Consider the following 15,264-nt stretch of genomic DNA (forward strand, 5'->3'; position numbering starts at 1 on the left):
TTGGATTGGAAAGGTCAGGCGTCCAGCCCGTCGCGCACCATCTGCGCGGCGCGCAGCACCGCGCGCGCCTTGTTCTGCGTTTCCTGCCATTCCGACTGCGGCACCGAGTCGGCGACGATGCCGGCGCCGGACTGCACGTAGAGCATGCCGTTCTTCAGCACCGCGGTGCGGATGGCGATGGCGAGGTCCATGTCGCCGTTGAAGCCCAGGTAGCCCACCGCGCCGCCGTAGACGCCGCGCTTGGTCGGCTCGAACTCGTCGATGATCTGCATCGCCCGCACCTTGGGCGCGCCGGACAGCGTGCCGGCCGGGAAGGTGGCCTTGATCACGTCGATATTACTGATCTTGCGGTCCACCTGGCCTTCCACATTGGACACGATGTGCATCACGTGGGAATAGCGCTCGATTGCCATATTGTCGGTGATCTTCACCGTGCCGATGTCGGCGACGCGGCCGACGTCGTTGCGGCCCAGGTCCATCAGCATCACGTGTTCGGCGATTTCCTTGGGATCGGCCAGCAGTTCCGCGGCCAGCGCTTCGTCATGCTCGCGGCTATGGCCGCGCGGGCGGGTGCCGGCGATCGGGCGCACGGTCACGGTTTCGCCTTCGCGCCGCACCAGGATTTCCGGCGACGCGCCCACCACGTGGAAGTCGTCGAAATGGTAGAAGAACATGTACGGCGACGGGTTGAGGTTGCGCAGCGCGCGGTACAGCGCGATGGGCGAGCCGTGGTAGGGCTGCTGCATGCGCTGGGCCAGCACCACCTGCATGATGTCGCCGTCGTGGATGTAGCGCTGACAGGACGCCACGGCTTCCTTGAACGCATCCTCGCCGTATTCCGACACCGCTTCGCCTTCATGGGGCTGCGGCAGCGACAGCGGGATGGTCAGCGGCTCGCGCAGCTTGGCGCGCAGCTGGGCCAGCCGCGCCTTGGCCTTCTGCAGCGCGTTCGGCACTTCGGGATCGGCGTAGACCACCAGGTAGAGCTTGCCGGACAGATTGTCCACCACGGCGATCTCTTCCGACAGCATCAGAAGGATGTCCGGGGTGCCCACCGGGTCCGGTTTCTGGACGTCGGCTAGGCGGCGTTCGACATAGCGTATGGTGTCGTAGCCGAAGTAGCCGACGAGGCCGCCGGAATAGCGGGGCAGGCCGGGCAGCTCCGGGATGCGGAAGCGGTGCTGGAAGGCTTCGATGAAGGCCAGCGGGTCGCCGTCGTGGCGCTCTATCACCTTGTCGCCGCATTCCACCTGCACCCGCTGGCCATTGACGCGCAAGCGAGTGTCGGCCGGCAGGCCGATGATGGAATAGCGGCCGTGGCGCTCGCCGCCCACCACCGATTCCAGCAGGTAGCTGTACGGCTGGTTGGCGAGCTTCAGGTAGATGGACAGCGGGCTGTCCAGATCGGCCAGCAGTTCCTGGGTGACGGGGATGCGGTTGTAGCCGGCGGCGGCCAGCTGGTCAAACTCTTGCGCTTGCATGCGGTTCTTCCTGTGTCTTGTCAGTTTGGGCGGGGTCGTGCGGGGCGTGGGCCGGGCGACGCCATCGCCAGCTGGCGGGGCAGAGAAGAAAGGCCATGGGCGTTTGAGTTCCTTCAGGGTTGACGGGATTCAGTCATTCTTCATCAAATCGTAGAGCTCGGCAACACTGTTTACCGTCAGGTCCGCTCCCAGCGTGGACGCGTCGGCGTAGCCGTAGCCGACGGCGATGGCCGCGCTGCCGGCTGCTCGGGCGGCGGCCACGTCGTTGGCGGAGTCGCCCACCATCGCCAGTTCCTGCGGCTGAATCCCCAGCACTTGGCAGCAATGCAAGAGCGGCAGCGCCGATGGTTTCTTCTCGGGCAGCGTGTCGCCGCCGAGGATCATGCTGAACAGGTCGCGCAGGCCCAGTTGCTCGGTCAGCGGCACGGCCAGGCGTTCGGATTTGTTGGTGATCATGACCAGCGGCAGCTTGAGGGCGCGCAGCAGGGCGAGGCCGTCGAGCACGCCGGGATAGACCGTGGTGCGGACCGCCAGGCGCTCGCTGTAGCGCTGGACGAAGAAGCGGTAGCCGCGCTCCCACAGCGGGCCGTCGGCCTCGGCGTGGCGCTCGTCGGTGATGGCGCGGTGCACCAGGCTGGCGATGCCGTCGCCGACGTGGCTCTTGATCCGCTCAGGGTCGAGCGGAGGCAGGCCCAGGTGCCCGCGCATCGCGTTGGCGGCGTCGGCCAGATCGGGAATGGAGTCGACCAGTGTGCCGTCCAGATCGAAGGCGACGGCTTTGATGTGCTTGAGATTCATGTGTCTGCTTTGCTGCCGCGGCCGGCGGGCCGCGGCGGAATGGGTGATGCGGAGTGTCTAGAGCTCGCGGATGTCGACGACCTGATGCTGGCCGAAAGCCGGCGACACCAGGTAGTCGACGATCTTGCGCGCGGCGTCGCCCGGGCTGCTCAGCGCGCCGTCGGCCTTCAGCGCGTCGAAGCGGGCCTTCTGCGGAAATTGGCCTTCGTCGCTGGCGCGGATATTGCCCTGCATGTCGGTGTCCACCACGCCCGGATACAGCGCGACGATGCGCGCCGGATTGGCCTTGCCTTCCTGCTCCACGGCCACGCTGCGGCTGAAGTGGTCCAGGCTGGCCTTGGTGGCGCAGTACACGCTCCAGCCCGGATAAGCTTTGGCAGCGGCGCCGGACGAGATGTTCAGGATGCGGCGGCGCGCCAGCAGGCGATCGGTGGCGGACAGTAGAGCGTCTGTCGCCAGCAGCGGCGCGGTGATGTTGACGGCGACAGCCTTCACCACCTCGTCGGCAGGATAATGGCCAGCCTGGGCGATGGGCGTCACCACGCCGGCGTTGTTGATCAGCGTGATAGTCGCGCATTCCGGCAGCGGCAGCTGCTGTAAAGCGGTGTGGACCGAGGCGGCAGCCTGCGCGGCGTCGGCCAGGTCGGCGTTGACGGCCAGCAGCCGATCCGGATGGCGGGCGGCCAGCCCTTCCAGCGCCGGGCCGGCGTTGCGGGCGATGCCGACGACGAAATAACCGTCGCTCAGCAGCGTTTCGCAGATGGCGTAACCCAGGCCGCGCGAGGCGCCGGTGACGATGAATGCATGCATTGCTTTACCCCTTGATGGTGGAGGAGGCCAGCCGCGCTCTTATGCCTGGACGCGGGCCAGCTCGGCGCGCATCGCGTCGATGACGGCCTTGTAGTCTTTCTGGCCGTAGATGGCGGAGCCGGCCACGAAGGTGTCGGCGCCGGCGGCGGCCACCTGGGCGATATTGTCCACTTTGACGCCGCCGTCCACTTCCAGCCAGATTTCGCCGCCGCGCTTGGCGGTGTATTCGTCGATGCGCTGGCGGACCTGCCGGATCTTTTCCAGCGCGTGCGGAATGAACGATTGTCCGCCGAAGCCCGGGTTCACCGACATGATCAGTATCATGTCCAGCTTGTCCATCACGTGGTCCAGGTAGGAGAGCGGCGTGGCCGGGTTGAACACCAGGCCGGCCTTGCAGCCGGCGTCCTTGATCAGGCCCAGGGTGCGGTCGATGTGTTCCGAGCCTTCCGGATGGAAGGTGATGATGTCGGCGCCGGCCTTGGCGAAGGCGGCGGCCAGCGCGTCGACCGGCTTGACCATCAGGTGGACGTCGATCGGGGCGCTGCTGTGGGGGCGGATGGCCTCGCAGAACATCGGGCCCATGGTTAGATTGGGGACGTAGTGGTTGTCCATCACATCGAAGTGGATGATGTCGGCGCCGGCGGCGATGACATCGCAGACTTCCTGGCCCAGGCGGGCGAAATCGGCGGACAGAATGCTGGGGGCGATACGGAAAGTGCGCATGGCGATTGCTCTGACATCGATAAACGAGGAATGCCCGGCATTCTACCGCGCCAAAAGCGGTTTGGCCGGATAAAATGAAAACCAAGATCAATCAGGAGAAGCCGAAATGGCCGACAAACTTTACCAGATGGAGGTGCGGGCGGAGCCGCAATACGTGGCGGACCAGTCCAGCGTCGCCAATGATGTCTACGTGTTCGCCTACCGCGTCCGCATCACCAATACCGGCAGCGAGCCGGCGCAACTGATCAGCCGCCACTGGATCATCACCGACGCCAACCAGCAGGTGCAGGAGGTGCGCGGCATGGGCGTGGTGGGCGAGCAGCCGCATCTCGATCCCGGCCAGGTATTCGAGTATTCCAGCGCCGCGCATATCACCACGCCGTACGGCAGCATGAAGGGCGTCTACCAGATGATGGCCGACGACGGCCAGCGTTTCGAGGCATCCATTCCCGAAATGACGCTGGTGGCGCCGCGGGTGCTGCACTAATCGCTTTTACAGGAAGGGTCCTTGTCGTCGCGCGGCCAGGTCCACCAGACGATGAAAGTGGCGAGCCCGCCGGCTCCCAGCGCTTCCAGCAACAGAATCCACATGATGTCCGCCCCTTTATGAAGTGAAGTGCTATTTCACTTTGGGATAGGTCTTAGTCACAGGCAAACCTTATTTATGCGTATCACCCATAGCGGCCCGGCGCCGTCCGGCCGCAACGATTGGCAAACCATCCAGACCCTGCTGCCCTATCTGTGGGCGTTCAAGTGGCGAGTTTCCCTGGCCTTGGCCTGCATGGTGCTGGCCAAGGTGGCGGCGGTGACGGTGCCCTTGTACTTGAAGGACATCGTCGACCAGCTGTCGATGCCGGCCACGCTGCTGGCCATCCCGGTGCTGGCGTTGACCGGCTATGGCGTGGCGCGGCTGCTGTCCGGCGTGCTGGGCGAGCTGCGCGACGCCGTGTTCGCCCGCGTGATCCAGGGGGCGGTGCGCAGCGTGGCGCGCAATGTGTTCGGCCATCTGTTCAAGCTGTCGCTGCGCTTCCACCTGGAGCGACACACCGGCGGCATGAGCCGCGACATCGAGCGCGGCACCAAGGGCATAGGTTTCCTGCTGAATTTCACCGTGTTCAACATTCTGCCCACGCTGCTGGAAATCGGCATGGTGTCTGCCATTCTGTTGCACCGCTACTCGTGGGAGTTCGCGGTGGTGACGCTGGGCACCATCGGCCTTTACATCGCATTCACGCTGCTGGTGACCGAGTGGCGCACCGTTTACCGCCGCACGATGAACGACCTGGACTCCAAGGCCAATTCCAAGGCGATAGACGCGCTGCTGAATTACGAAACGGTCAAATACTTCAATAACGAGGAATACGAGTCCAGGCGTTATGACCGCAACCTGGAGGCCTGGGAGGCGTCGGCGATCAAGAACCAGGTATCGCTGTCGCTGCTGAACGCAGGCCAGGCCGCCATCATCGCCATCGGCGTCACGTTGGTGATGGTGCTGGCGGCGCGCGACGTGGTGGCGCACCGGATGACGGTGGGCGACGTGGTGCTGGTGGCCACCTTCATCACACAGCTTTACGCGCCGCTGAACTTCCTGGGTTTCGTCTATCGCGAGATCAAGCATTCGCTGGCCGACATCGAGCGCATGTTCAAGCTGCTGGGCGTCAATCTGGAAGTGGCGGACGCGCCGGACGCCAAGACGCTGGAAGCCCGCAACGCGACGATACGCTTCGAGCGCGTCGGCTTCGCCTACGAATCCAAGCGGCAGATCCTGCATGATGTGGACTTCGCCATCCCCGCCGGCCAGACGCTGGCGGTGGTCGGCGCCAGCGGCGCCGGCAAGTCCACGCTGTCGCGGCTGATGTTCCGCTTCTACGACGCCACTTCCGGCGCGGTGAGGATCAACGGCGAGGACATCCGCGCGCTGACGCAGGATTCGCTGCGCGCCCATATCGGCATCGTGCCGCAGGATACGGTGCTGTTCAACGACACCGTCTATTACAACATCGCCTATGGCAAGCCCGGCGCGACGCGTGATGAGGTGATCGAGGCGGCGCGTTCCGCCCACATCCACGATTTCGTCAGCAGTTTGCCGGACGGCTACGACACCATGGTCGGCGAACGCGGGCTGAAATTGTCCGGTGGCGAGAAGCAGCGCGTCGCCATCGCGCGCACCATTCTGAAGAATCCGCCGATCCTGATCTTCGACGAGGCCACCAGCGCGTTGGATTCGCGCACAGAGAAGGCGATCCAGCGCGAGCTGACCGCCATCTCCGCCGACCGCACCACGCTGATCATCGCCCACCGGCTGTCCACCATCGTCGACGCCGACCGCATCCTGGTGCTCGACGCCGGCCGGGTGGTGGAGCAGGGCAGCCATCGCGAGCTGCTGGAGCTGGGCGGCCGCTACGCCGAAATGTGGCGGTTGCAGCAGGAGAGCGAGGCGGTGGCGGAGTAGGGGCTCGCGGCGAGCCTGCGCCTGGCGTATCGCTGCGGCATCGGTTCGGGCATGGCCCGATCCCGCTGGGGGTCAGCAAGGCGGAGCCGAATGGAATGGCCAATGCGCGTCTGCAGCAAGACTATGCTGAATAGGCCGCGGCCGAGCGGTATCCGGTGGGTATCTATCTCGCCTCGGGCGATGGCGCGAATGCCATTGTTTTCAAAGCAGCGGCGGCTAGGTAGAGAATATGGCCAGGCAGGGCACGCCGGCGATCAGGCCGTATTGCCCATGGCCGACGAGAAGTGGCGGCGGGCGGCTGTTTTCGCTCCAGCCCGGGCTAGTGATGGATGCGCGTCCATCTTGTTTGCAAAGGGCTGCAGCAGGTTAGTGGAATCGGCGGGAGGTGTATGGCGTACAGATGCGTACTGCTATCGGTTTTTATGCTGATTGCCGGGTTTTCGCACGCGGAAAGCCGCAAGCTGACGCTGTGCTACGACAAATATCCGCCGTATGCGATAGGCGAGTTCGGCGAGGCGGCCAGCGGCGGCATCAAGGTGAAATTGCTGCAGGATATCGGCAAGCAGCTCGATATTCTGGTCGCGGTCAAGATACTGCCTTGGAAACGTTGTCTGAGCGCGGCCAAGGATGGCCTGGTGGATGGCATTCTTCCTCTATACAAGACGCCTGAACGGGAGCAGTTCATGGCGTTTTCCCTGCCCGTCATGCGGCAGTACAACTGTTTTCTTTATAAAAAAAGCGCATTCCGCGGCCGCGTGGATTGGACCGATTATCAGGCCCTGAAAGATCATCACCTGGGAATGGAAATCGGCTCGGTCGTCGACAAGGAAATGGAAGCGATATTCGAATCCGCTCATCCAATTGAACGGGCGGCGGATTCCATAACCTTGATGAAGATGATGGATTCAGGCCGCATCGATCTCGCCACCATAGACTCCAACGTCGGGAAGTATCTGGTCAATCAGCAGGGCGTCGCTGACACGATAGGCGTTTCCGATGTGCCGATAGGCAAGCTGTCTTACGCCGCGTTTGGATTTTCCAAGGCGTCGGGAGCGGACAAGTGGGTCGCCGAATTCAACAAGGTCATTGAGAAAATGCGCAAGGCGGGGCTATTGGAGAAGATAGAGGCCCAGACGTCGAAGTAGGACGCGGAGAGGGCCTCGTTTTCGCGGGCCGGTCGGCGGCGCTTGGCCGCCTCCTAGACGGGGCTGGCGGTATTTTGCAGCACGGTGCGGTAGCCGTCGTGATCGACGAATGTGGCGCCGTGGACGTTCCAGTAAGGATTGGCCGAGGGCTGCTGGGCAAAGCCGGCTGCGCGCATGCAGGCGCAGGCGGCCTCCCATTCGGCGTGGTCGGGGAGGTAGAGCACCAGCAGGTCTTCAACTGTAGGGCTGGGGTGCGCCGGGTGGCGATGGCTGACGACGAATTCCAGATGGTAGCCGGCGCCGGGCAGACCCAGCATCACGCCGTCGAAACCCGCGTGATCCTTGAAGCTGCCCAGTTGCTGCAGATTCAAGCCTTCGCAATACATCGCTTTGCTGAGGTTGAGATTGCCGACCGGGCGGGCGATGCGCAACTGGGGCGTGTGCTTGTACATGGCGATGGAGGCTAGTGGTTTGGAGATGCCTTCATCATGGCATGAGGGCGGACGCTCAGCCAGCTTTCCCCGCTTTGATGCGCTTCATTTCTTCGATCACCAGCGCGCCCTGGCGCAGCGCTTCGCGCAGCGCGTCGGCTTGTGGCAGGCCTGCAAACTCCAGCGACGGGTCCAGCGCGGCCAGCGCGCGGCGGACGCTGGCGCAGACGTCGGCGGCGGTGGCGAAGTCGGCGGGCCCCATCACCTTGCCGTTGCGGATGCGGCGGTAGTAGGCGCGGGTGGAGTTCAGATACTGGGCGGCGGTTTCCTGGCCATCCAGCCGGCCTTCTTCCGCCATGCTCTCCAGCAGTCCGACCAGTTGGCGGCAGGCGGCCTCGGCCTGGGCGTTGCGCTGCTCTTGCGCGCGGCGTTGTTGTTGGCCCGGTTTGGGGGCGGCGGTTTTCTTGTTGCGCTCGGCCATTGTCGTGTCCTTGGTCTGCTGAGCGCGCATTCTAGCGGCGGGGGAGGCTGGCGTCTAATTCATGCAGTTCGAAGCGGGCCAGATGGTCGAAGCCGGAGGGCAGCGATACCTCGACGAAATCCTGAAGGCAGAACAGGGTGAGTTTGCCGCCGTAGACGGCGCCGGTGTCCAGATGCATCACGTTGTCGTAGAGAACGGCGTCAGGCTGGGGAGTATGGCCCGCCAGGACCAGATCGATGCCGGCCACCGCGCCAGCGCCGCCGTTCTGCACGCGTTCCCGCGACCATAGCAGCACGTCGTAGTCCTGCTCGCTGGGATTTTCCGCCTCCAGGCGGGCGGCCAGCGCGGTCCAGTCGTTGCCGGGGCAGTCGGCGTGGATTACGCCTATCTTGCCGGCCTCGACGTCCACCTCCAGCGCCAAGGGCAGCCGGGATAGGGCGGCGGCGCAGGCGCTGCGCTCCGCTGACGTCAGCTCGGTCAGCCAGCGGCCGCCATTGCACAGATGGCGCTCCTGGTCCTCCTGCGGGTTGCGCACCGCGTCCAGCGCCATCTGTTCATGGTTGCCGCGCACCGCGTGAAACCAGGGCTGGGCCAGCCATTCCGTCACCATCGGGCTGTCCGGCCCTCTATCCACCAGGTCGCCCACCGACAGCAGCCGGTCGCGAGCGGGATCGAACGCGACGATCTTGAGCAAGCGGGACAGCTGGGCGAAGCAGCCGTGCACGTCGCCGACTGCCCAGTCCCGGCCTTGAGTGTTGCGAGGCAGCTTTTCGATCAGCATGGCGGAGCGCTCCGGGCGGTTTTCTCAGCGGGCCATCCAGTCCCGGCAGAACTCGTCGCGGAAGTGGATCAGCCACTCCAGCTTCCGCTCGGCCATGTTGCGTCCGGCCTCGGTCTGCATCATGCCGGGCAGTCTGGCCAGCTTGACGTCGATATGGTCGATCGCCCAAGCCTGGTCGTCCAGGCCGCGCTGCTCGGCCATTGGGTCGATGGGGTGGGCCAGCGCGCGCCCCATGCGGCCGGATACGTAGAACATGCGGGCCAGGCCAACCGGTCCCAGCGCGTCCATGCGGTCGGCGTCCTGCACGATCTTGGCCTCCAGCGTGCGCGGCGGGATGGCGGCCGAGTAGCTGTGGGCCTCGATGGCGTGGGCCAGGTTGTCCAGCTGGGCGCCGGACAGGCCGCTGTCGGCCAGCAACTGCCGCGCGCGCTCGGCCGACCAGTGCGAGGCGAGCTGGCGTTGCGGATGGTTTTTGGGCAGGTTGACCAAGTCGTGCAGGTAGCTGCCGGCCATGACGATGATGGGGTCGGCCTCGGGATAGTGGGCCAGCAGCTTGCGCGCGACGGCCCAGACGCGGTGGAGGTGGCTGAGGTCATGGGCGCCGTCGTCATCCGGCGGCTGGCTTTCCAGCAAGGCGATCAGGCGTTGCTGCCATTCGGTCTGTTGCTGCGGAATCATGCGGCAGGTCCTGATGTTTGCGCGCGCCGGCGGTGCGCCGGCGTGGCGGGGTTGCGCGTGCCGTCCGCTGGGGAGCGGCGAAAATGATGGATTGAAAACAATCCGTATTGTCATTTTAACACCCGCAGGCGGAATCGCCGGCTAGCGCGCAGCGGAAAGCGTCATTTCCCATTGGGACAGGCGGTAGGCGGCCTGGTGGCGCAGCAACAGGGAAACCAGAGGCAGGTCGCGGCTGTCGACGTTGTTGAAACCCAGGCGGCCGAAGGCGCTCAAGCCCTGCGCGGCCAGCAGCAACTGGCTGGCGACGCCCTGGCGGCGGAAGGCCGGGCTCACCTGCAGCTCGGCGACCTCGCCGTCTGGCGACATCAGCAGTGAGCCCAGGCGTTGTCCGTCGCGGTCAACGGTCAGCCAGCGCAGCGGCGGGTCGGCCCGCTGCAACGATTCGCGCCGATTGGGCACCGCCTGGGGATAGGAGAGGGTGTCGGGAGCCGGCCATCGCGCTGCATCATGAGTGGTATGAATGGTCACTGGCCATGCGCGGCGGGTCTGAACCTGCGCCGTCAGCTGGTAACAGTCCAGCTTGCGCAGCGGCGCGAAGCCCAGCGAGGCGTAGGCGTCGCGCGCCCGCTGGTTGCTGTCTATCACTTCCAGGCGCTGGCGGCGGATGCCGTGGGCGGCCAGCAGCCGGCTGACCAGCCCCGCCATATCGGTCAGTGCATGGCGCCGCCTCGCGGCGGGCGCGACCCCGGCGGCGATGCAATAGCCTTCTGGTTCCCCGTCTATCTCCGGCGTCGCGCATAGCCAGAAGCCGGCCAGGCGGCCATCCAGCCAGGCGCCGGCGCTCAGCTCGGGCGCCCAGCCTCGTCGGCGCAGCATGGCGGTCAGTTGCGGCAGGCTGGGCTGGGCTGGCACCAGGTAGTCGCTGAAAGCGTCGAGAAAGCAGGGGTGAAGGTCTTCAGGCGCCAGCCCCGCCAGCGATGCGATCTTCATCGGAGGACGGGTTCGGGCGCGGCGGAGACAATGGACAGCGCGCGCTGAACGAAGGCGTCTTCTTCTCCGACCGGCGCGATGTAGGACAGGATCTCGCGGGTTTTCGCCTCGCCGGCCAGGCGCAGCAGCACCCAGGCCGCTAGGTATTGCGAGGACAGGCAGCCGCCGGCGGTGGCGATATTGCCGGCAACCCGGAAGGCCGCGGACGGCACGCGGATGCCAAGCTGTTCCAGCATGGGCCGGGTCATGCCATCGGTACAGGCGACGCCGTCGGCGAGCAGGCCCAGCCGGTGCAGCACCAGCGCGCCTGAGCACTGGGAGCCGATCAGCTGGCGGGACGGGTCCAGCTTCAACTGGCTCATGATCGCGTCGTCGGCCACCCAGTCGCGGGTGCGCCAGCCGCTGCCTATCAGCACCGCGTCGGCGCGATGGGCATAGGACAGGTCTTCCTGGCGCTCCACGCGCGTGCCGCTGCGGGACTGGATGACGGGCACGGGCGAGCAGATGCGTACATTCCAGCCTTGCGGGCTCATCCGGCCCAAGATGCCGGCGGCGATCATGGAGTCCAGCTCGTTGAAACAGTCCAGCGTGATGATGGCGATATCCATGGGGCGGTTCCGTGGGATCAAGGCATCGGACTATGTTGTTCGCATCGGCCGGCCGGGTCAACCGGAGAGGGAGGAAAGCCCCGCCGGGCGGCGGGACGGGCAGGGTCAGTCTTCCAGCCAGATCAGCGAGGCCATGCGGCCGGTTTCGCGGTCGCGGCGGTAGGAGAAAAAGCGGTCGCGGTCGATCACGGTGCAGAAATCGCCGCCATGGATGCGGGATACTCCCAGCTTTTCCAGCCGCTGCCGCGCCAGCGCGTAGATGTCGGCCAGGTATTTGCCGTCGCCGATGTCGACGAAGGCATGGTCCGCCTCGGTGTCTTTCTCGATAAAGGCCTGGCGCACTTCTGCGCCCACTTCGAAGGCGTCGGGGCCGATGGCCGGGCCGAGCCAGGCCATCAATTCCGATGGAGGCAGCGCCATCGCGGCCACGGTCGCCTCGATCACGCCGTCGCACAGTCCGCGCCAGCCGGCGTGGGCCGCGGCCACCGCCCGGCCTTGCTCGTCGCATAGCAGCACCGGCAGGCAGTCGGCGGTCATGACCGCGCAGGCGACGCCCGGCGCGCGGGCGAAGCTGGCGTCGGCGTCAGGGGCGGCGTCGCCGACCGTGCTCGCGTCAGCCACGGCGATGCCGTGCACCTGGTTGAGCCATGCCGGGGCCACGGGCAGTTCGTCGCGCAGCCGCGCGCGGTTGGTCGCTACGGCTGCCGGGTCGTCGCCGACGTGCGCGCCCAGGTTCAGACTGGCGTAAGGCGGCTGGCTGACGCCGCCGTTGCGCGTGGTCGCCAGCGTGCGGACCCGGGCGGGGGCGGGCCAGTCGGCCTCGATCCAGTCTTTATCGGGCATAGATCACCTCGACGTCGCCGTCATCATCGTCGTCATCGTCCCAGTCTTCATCGTCCTCACCATCGCCGTGGGCGAAGGTTTCGTCGTCCGCCACCGCGCCGTCGCCGCGCAACAGGTCCAGCAATGCGCGGAAGTCATCGGGCAACGGCGCTTTCCAGCTGCGCTCTTCGCCGGTGGCCGGATGGATCAGCGCCAGCGCGAAAGCGTGCAGCGCCTGGCGGCCCAGCGCTTTTACCGCGGCGGCGGCGTCCTCGTCCATCTTGTGGCGCGGATTGCCGTACACCGGGTCGCCGGCCAGCGGGTGGCCCGCTTCGCGCATGTGGACGCGGATCTGGTGGGTGCGGCCGGTTTCCAGCTTGCATTCCACATAGGAGTGGCTGGAGAAGCGCTCCAGCACCCGCAGGTGGGTGATGGCCGGTTTGCCGCCGAATTTCAGCACCGCCATTTTCAGCCGGTTGTGCGGGTCGCGGCCGATGTTGGCGTCTATGGTGCCGTCGAAGGGCACCACGCCGTCGGCGATGGCGCGGTAGACGCGTTTGACGGTGCGGGCCTGCATCTGGCGAACCAGCTCGGTTTGGGCCGGCACGGTCTTGGCCACCACCATCAGGCCGGAGGTGTCCTTGTCCAGGCGGTGGACGATGCCGGCGCGCGGCACGTTGGCCAGCGCCGGGCAGTGGTGCAGCAGGCCGTTGAGCAGGGTGCCGCTCCAGTTGCCGGAGGCGGGATGCACGACCAGGCCGGCGGGTTTGTTGATCACCAGGATGTGGTCGTCCTCGAACACGATGGGCAGATCCATCGGCTCCGGCTGGAAGGCCATTTCTTCATTGGTGAGCTGCAGCGTCACTTCCAGCTTCTCGCCGCCCAGCATCTTGGTCTTGGGCGCGACGACCTGGCCGTCCACCTTCACCAGCCCGTCTTTGACCCATTGAGTCAGCCGGCTGCGGGAGTAATCGGGCAGCAATTTGGCGAGCGCGGCGTCAAGCCGTTCGCCGCACAGCGAGAGCGGCACCTCAAGAAGTTGCGTGGCGGATACCTCGTTTTCCGAGATGTCGCTATAATCGTCCGGGTCAATGTAAGGATCAGTCATGAAAAGATACGTTGTTGCAGCTATGTTGGTGATGGTGGGGCTTGCCGGGTGTGCAACCACGGAAACCTACGACGAAACGCGCGGTTGGACCGTGGAGAAGCTCTATTCGGAAGCTCACGATGAGTTGAACAGCGGTAATTATACTCGCGCAGTCAAGCTGTATGAAACGCTGGAAGCGCGCTTTCCCTACGGACGCTACGCGCAGCAGGCTCAGATGGACCTGGCCTACACCCATTACAAGGACGGCGAGCCCGAGTTGGCCATCGCCTCCGCCGATCGCTTCATCAAGCTGCATCCTACACATCCGAACATCGACTACATCTATTATCTGAAGGGCTTGGTGTATTACAACGATGATTCCGGCCTGCTCGCCAAATGGGCTGGCCAGGACATGAGCGAGCGCGATCCGCGCGCCGCCCGCGAGGCCTTCTCCGCTTTCCGCGAGCTGACCACCCGTTTCCCCAACAGCACCTACGCGCCGGACGCCAAGGCGAAGATGATCCGCCTGGTGGACGCGCTGGGAGGCAACGAGATGCACGTGGCGCGCTACTACATGAAACGCGGCGCCTATTTGGCCGCTGCCAACCGCGCCCAGGGCGTGGTCAAGGACTACTCCAACACCAAGTATCCGGAAGAGGCGCTGGCCATCATGGTGTCCGCCTACGACAAGCTGCAGTTGCCGAAGCTGCGGGACGACGCGCGCCGCGTGCTGGCGCTCAACTATCCGCAGAGCCAGTACCTGAACAAGTCGTGGACGGTCGAAGAGATGCCGTGGTGGAAGCTGTGGAAGTAAGCTTCCCTGCATGTTGAAGTCGAACAGCCCGTCGAGAAATCGGCGGGCTGTTTTGCCGCAGGGGGCTCAGAAGCTTGCGATGCGATCCCGGCAGGCCCACGCCTCGGACATGATTCTGGCGAACAGCTCGGCGACGCTGGGCAGGTCGTCGATCAACCCTTGAGCCTGGCCGATCAATTGCACGCCTTTTTCATGGTTTCCCTCCTGTATCGCCAGGCGGATGGACTCGGTGGCGGCGCCGAACAGCGCCAGCTGGCGCAGCGCTTGCGGCTGGCTGAGCATGCCGCCTATCGCCACTTTCATCACCGGCATGCCCATCCGGCGCGCCATCTGGCTGGCGCGGAAGGCGGCGGGGATCAGTCCCAGCGGCTTGCGGCAAGCGCGGCGCGCGGCGGGAGTGTCCATCATCCGGCACCACAGGCCGTCGAAATTCTTCGAGTACAGCGTATCGCCGACGCCGCGCTGCAGCACCATGTCCTTGGTGGCGGCGTGGACCGGGCTTTCCCGGGTCATGGCCAGCCGGGAGCCCATGGCCACGGCGTCGGCTCCCAGAGCCATCGCCGCCATCAGGCCGGCGCCGTCGGCGAAGCCTCCTGCTGCGACGATGGGCAGCGAGCTTGCGCGGCGGATGGCGGGAATCAGCACCAGCGAGGTCACGCTGCCGCCGTGGGCCGCAGCCTCGTGGCCGGTGACCAGGAGGGCGTCCGCGCCGCATTTTTCGGCCGATTTCGCGTGCTTTTCCGTCACCACGGTGGCCAGCACCTTGCCGCCGTAACGATGCGCGGCCTCGGCGATCCAGTCGCCTTTGCCCAGCGAGTAGTTGATCACCGGCACTTGCTCTTCCAGCGCGACTTCAGCGTTTTCGGCGGCGCCGGGCATCATCAGCGTGCAGCCGATGCCGAAGGGTTTGTCGGTGAGCTCGCGTATGCGGCGGATGGCGGCGCGGGTGGCGTCGGCCGACAGCGGGCCGGTGGCGAGTATGCCCAGGCCGCCGGCGTTGCCGACCGCCGCGACCAGTTCCGGGGTGGCGATATAGCTCATGCCGGGGCAGAGCAGGGGGAGCTGGATGCCGAACAGGCGGGTGATGGCGGTTTGCATGGAGACGGGAGCGGGTGGTTTACAATGACGTTTCATTGTTGATGTATTTGTCCTGAATTTCAAAC

General features: G+C 65.4%; 17 protein-coding genes. 4 read left to right on the plus strand and 13 right to left on the minus strand.

Annotation, left to right across the window (positions count from 1 at the left end; genetic code table 11):
• Positions 1-14: 14 nt before the first annotated feature.
• The 4 genes from trpE to rpe form a co-directional block, all read right to left on the minus strand.
• A complete protein-coding gene (trpE, locus tag VL52_RS03765) occupies positions 15-1,481 on the minus strand; it encodes an anthranilate synthase component I (protein ID WP_046155785.1) in 1,467 nt (488 codons plus the stop codon).
• Positions 1,482-1,610: 129 nt separating this feature from the next.
• Positions 1,611-2,279: a phosphoglycolate phosphatase gene (locus VL52_RS03770; RefSeq protein WP_046155786.1), complete on the minus strand. Its 669-nt coding sequence runs from the start codon at positions 2,277-2,279 to the stop codon at positions 1,611-1,613.
• Between the two features lie 57 nt (positions 2,280-2,336).
• Complete coding sequence (locus VL52_RS03775) at positions 2,337-3,089, minus strand: SDR family oxidoreductase (protein ID WP_046155787.1); 753 nt, start codon at positions 3,087-3,089, stop codon at positions 2,337-2,339.
• 39 nt (positions 3,090-3,128) lie between these two features.
• The gene (gene rpe, locus VL52_RS03780) at positions 3,129-3,812 is read right to left on the minus strand and encodes a ribulose-phosphate 3-epimerase (protein ID WP_046155788.1); all 684 of its coding nucleotides are present in this window, start codon (positions 3,810-3,812) and stop codon (positions 3,129-3,131) included.
• A gap of 106 nt (positions 3,813-3,918) precedes the next feature.
• On the opposite strand from rpe, the gene apaG reads away from it, so the two are divergent.
• The 3 genes from apaG to VL52_RS03795 all read left to right on the plus strand — a co-directional run bounded on the left by apaG (position 3,919) and on the right by VL52_RS03795 (position 7,409).
• Positions 3,919-4,299 (plus strand): Co2+/Mg2+ efflux facilitator ApaG/CorD, encoded by a 381-nt coding sequence (apaG, locus tag VL52_RS03785; RefSeq protein ID WP_021475402.1) that lies wholly within the window; start codon positions 3,919-3,921, stop codon positions 4,297-4,299.
• Between the two features lie 177 nt (positions 4,300-4,476).
• A complete protein-coding gene (locus tag VL52_RS03790) occupies positions 4,477-6,264 on the plus strand; it encodes an ABCB family ABC transporter ATP-binding protein/permease (RefSeq protein ID WP_046155789.1) in 1,788 nt (595 codons plus the stop codon).
• Positions 6,265-6,653: 389 nt separating this feature from the next.
• Complete coding sequence (locus VL52_RS03795; protein WP_160298908.1) at positions 6,654-7,409, plus strand: substrate-binding periplasmic protein; 756 nt, start codon at positions 6,654-6,656, stop codon at positions 7,407-7,409.
• A gap of 53 nt (positions 7,410-7,462) precedes the next feature.
• Here VL52_RS03795 and VL52_RS03800 read toward each other — a convergent pair whose 3' ends face one another.
• From VL52_RS03800 to rluD, 8 genes are all read right to left on the minus strand, one after another.
• Positions 7,463-7,861, minus strand: coding sequence for a VOC family protein (locus VL52_RS03800; RefSeq protein WP_046155791.1), 399 nt, complete (start codon positions 7,859-7,861; stop codon positions 7,463-7,465).
• Between the two features lie 55 nt (positions 7,862-7,916).
• Positions 7,917-8,321, minus strand: a complete 405-nt coding sequence (locus tag VL52_RS03805; RefSeq protein ID WP_046155855.1) for a hypothetical protein — start codon at positions 8,319-8,321, stop codon at positions 7,917-7,919.
• A gap of 31 nt (positions 8,322-8,352) precedes the next feature.
• Positions 8,353-9,102 carry a metallophosphoesterase gene (locus tag VL52_RS03810; protein ID WP_052729104.1) on the minus strand — a complete coding sequence of 250 codons (750 nt, stop codon included), beginning with the start codon at positions 9,100-9,102 and terminating at the stop codon, positions 8,353-8,355.
• Between the two features lie 24 nt (positions 9,103-9,126).
• Positions 9,127-9,780, minus strand: a complete 654-nt coding sequence (locus tag VL52_RS03815) for an HD domain-containing protein (protein WP_046155792.1) — start codon at positions 9,778-9,780, stop codon at positions 9,127-9,129.
• Between the two features lie 141 nt (positions 9,781-9,921).
• On the minus strand, positions 9,922-10,770 hold the full coding sequence (locus VL52_RS03820; protein WP_046155793.1) for a GNAT family N-acetyltransferase: 849 nt from the start codon (positions 10,768-10,770) through the stop codon (positions 9,922-9,924).
• Entirely contained in the window at positions 10,767-11,378 is a 612-nt protein-coding gene (locus VL52_RS03825; RefSeq protein ID WP_046155794.1) for a type 1 glutamine amidotransferase family protein, read from the minus strand. The genes VL52_RS03820 and VL52_RS03825 overlap by 4 nt, the downstream gene beginning before the upstream one ends.
• Positions 11,379-11,483: 105 nt before the next feature.
• Entirely contained in the window at positions 11,484-12,221 is a 738-nt protein-coding gene (gene pgeF, locus VL52_RS03830) for a peptidoglycan editing factor PgeF (RefSeq protein WP_046155795.1), read from the minus strand.
• Positions 12,211-13,308 carry a 23S rRNA pseudouridine(1911/1915/1917) synthase RluD gene (gene rluD / locus VL52_RS03835; RefSeq protein WP_046155796.1) on the minus strand — a complete coding sequence of 366 codons (1,098 nt, stop codon included), beginning with the start codon at positions 13,306-13,308 and terminating at the stop codon, positions 12,211-12,213. The genes pgeF and rluD overlap by 11 nt, the downstream gene beginning before the upstream one ends.
• Between rluD and VL52_RS03840 the strand changes: the two genes are divergently transcribed.
• Positions 13,307-14,101, plus strand: a complete 795-nt coding sequence (locus VL52_RS03840; RefSeq protein WP_046155797.1) for an outer membrane protein assembly factor BamD — start codon at positions 13,307-13,309, stop codon at positions 14,099-14,101. The genes rluD and VL52_RS03840 overlap by 2 nt on opposite strands.
• A gap of 66 nt (positions 14,102-14,167) precedes the next feature.
• On the opposite strand, the gene VL52_RS03845 is transcribed toward VL52_RS03840, so the two are convergent.
• The gene (locus VL52_RS03845; protein ID WP_268753677.1) at positions 14,168-15,235 is read right to left on the minus strand and encodes an NAD(P)H-dependent flavin oxidoreductase; all 1,068 of its coding nucleotides are present in this window, start codon (positions 15,233-15,235) and stop codon (positions 14,168-14,170) included.
• Positions 15,236-15,264: the final 29 nt, after the last annotated feature.

The sequence above is a fragment of the Chromobacterium vaccinii genome, assembly GCF_000971335.1.
Lineage (GTDB): Bacteria > Pseudomonadota > Gammaproteobacteria > Burkholderiales > Chromobacteriaceae > Chromobacterium > Chromobacterium vaccinii.

Excerpts from the sequence above, each read along its gene's own strand:
- trpE (WP_046155785.1), bottom strand. The coding sequence starts at position 1,481 with ATGCAAGCGCAAGAGTTTGACCAGCTGGCCGCCGCCGGCTACAACCGC.
- VL52_RS03770 (WP_046155786.1), bottom strand. The coding sequence starts at position 2,279 with ATGAATCTCAAGCACATCAAAGCCGTCGCCTTCGATCTGGACGGCACA.
- VL52_RS03775 (WP_046155787.1), bottom strand. The coding sequence starts at position 3,089 with ATGCATGCATTCATCGTCACCGGCGCCTCGCGCGGCCTGGGTTACGCC.
- rpe (WP_046155788.1), bottom strand. The coding sequence starts at position 3,812 with ATGCGCACTTTCCGTATCGCCCCCAGCATTCTGTCCGCCGATTTCGCC.
- apaG (WP_021475402.1), top strand. The coding sequence starts at position 3,919 with ATGGCCGACAAACTTTACCAGATGGAGGTGCGGGCGGAGCCGCAATAC.
- VL52_RS03790 (WP_046155789.1), top strand. The coding sequence starts at position 4,477 with ATGCGTATCACCCATAGCGGCCCGGCGCCGTCCGGCCGCAACGATTGG.
- VL52_RS03795 (WP_160298908.1), top strand. The coding sequence starts at position 6,654 with ATGGCGTACAGATGCGTACTGCTATCGGTTTTTATGCTGATTGCCGGG.
- VL52_RS03800 (WP_046155791.1), bottom strand. The coding sequence starts at position 7,861 with ATGTACAAGCACACGCCCCAGTTGCGCATCGCCCGCCCGGTCGGCAAT.
- VL52_RS03805 (WP_046155855.1), bottom strand. The coding sequence starts at position 8,321 with ATGGCCGAGCGCAACAAGAAAACCGCCGCCCCCAAACCGGGCCAACAA.
- VL52_RS03810 (WP_052729104.1), bottom strand. The coding sequence starts at position 9,102 with ATGCTGATCGAAAAGCTGCCTCGCAACACTCAAGGCCGGGACTGGGCA.
- VL52_RS03815 (WP_046155792.1), bottom strand. The coding sequence starts at position 9,780 with ATGATTCCGCAGCAACAGACCGAATGGCAGCAACGCCTGATCGCCTTG.
- VL52_RS03820 (WP_046155793.1), bottom strand. The coding sequence starts at position 10,770 with ATGAAGATCGCATCGCTGGCGGGGCTGGCGCCTGAAGACCTTCACCCC.
- VL52_RS03825 (WP_046155794.1), bottom strand. The coding sequence starts at position 11,378 with ATGGATATCGCCATCATCACGCTGGACTGTTTCAACGAGCTGGACTCC.
- pgeF (WP_046155795.1), bottom strand. The coding sequence starts at position 12,221 with ATGCCCGATAAAGACTGGATCGAGGCCGACTGGCCCGCCCCCGCCCGG.
- VL52_RS03840 (WP_046155797.1), top strand. The coding sequence starts at position 13,307 with ATGAAAAGATACGTTGTTGCAGCTATGTTGGTGATGGTGGGGCTTGCC.
- rluD (WP_046155796.1), bottom strand. The coding sequence starts at position 13,308 with ATGACTGATCCTTACATTGACCCGGACGATTATAGCGACATCTCGGAA.
- VL52_RS03845 (WP_268753677.1), bottom strand. The coding sequence starts at position 15,235 with ATGAAACGTCATTGTAAACCACCCGCTCCCGTCTCCATGCAAACCGCC.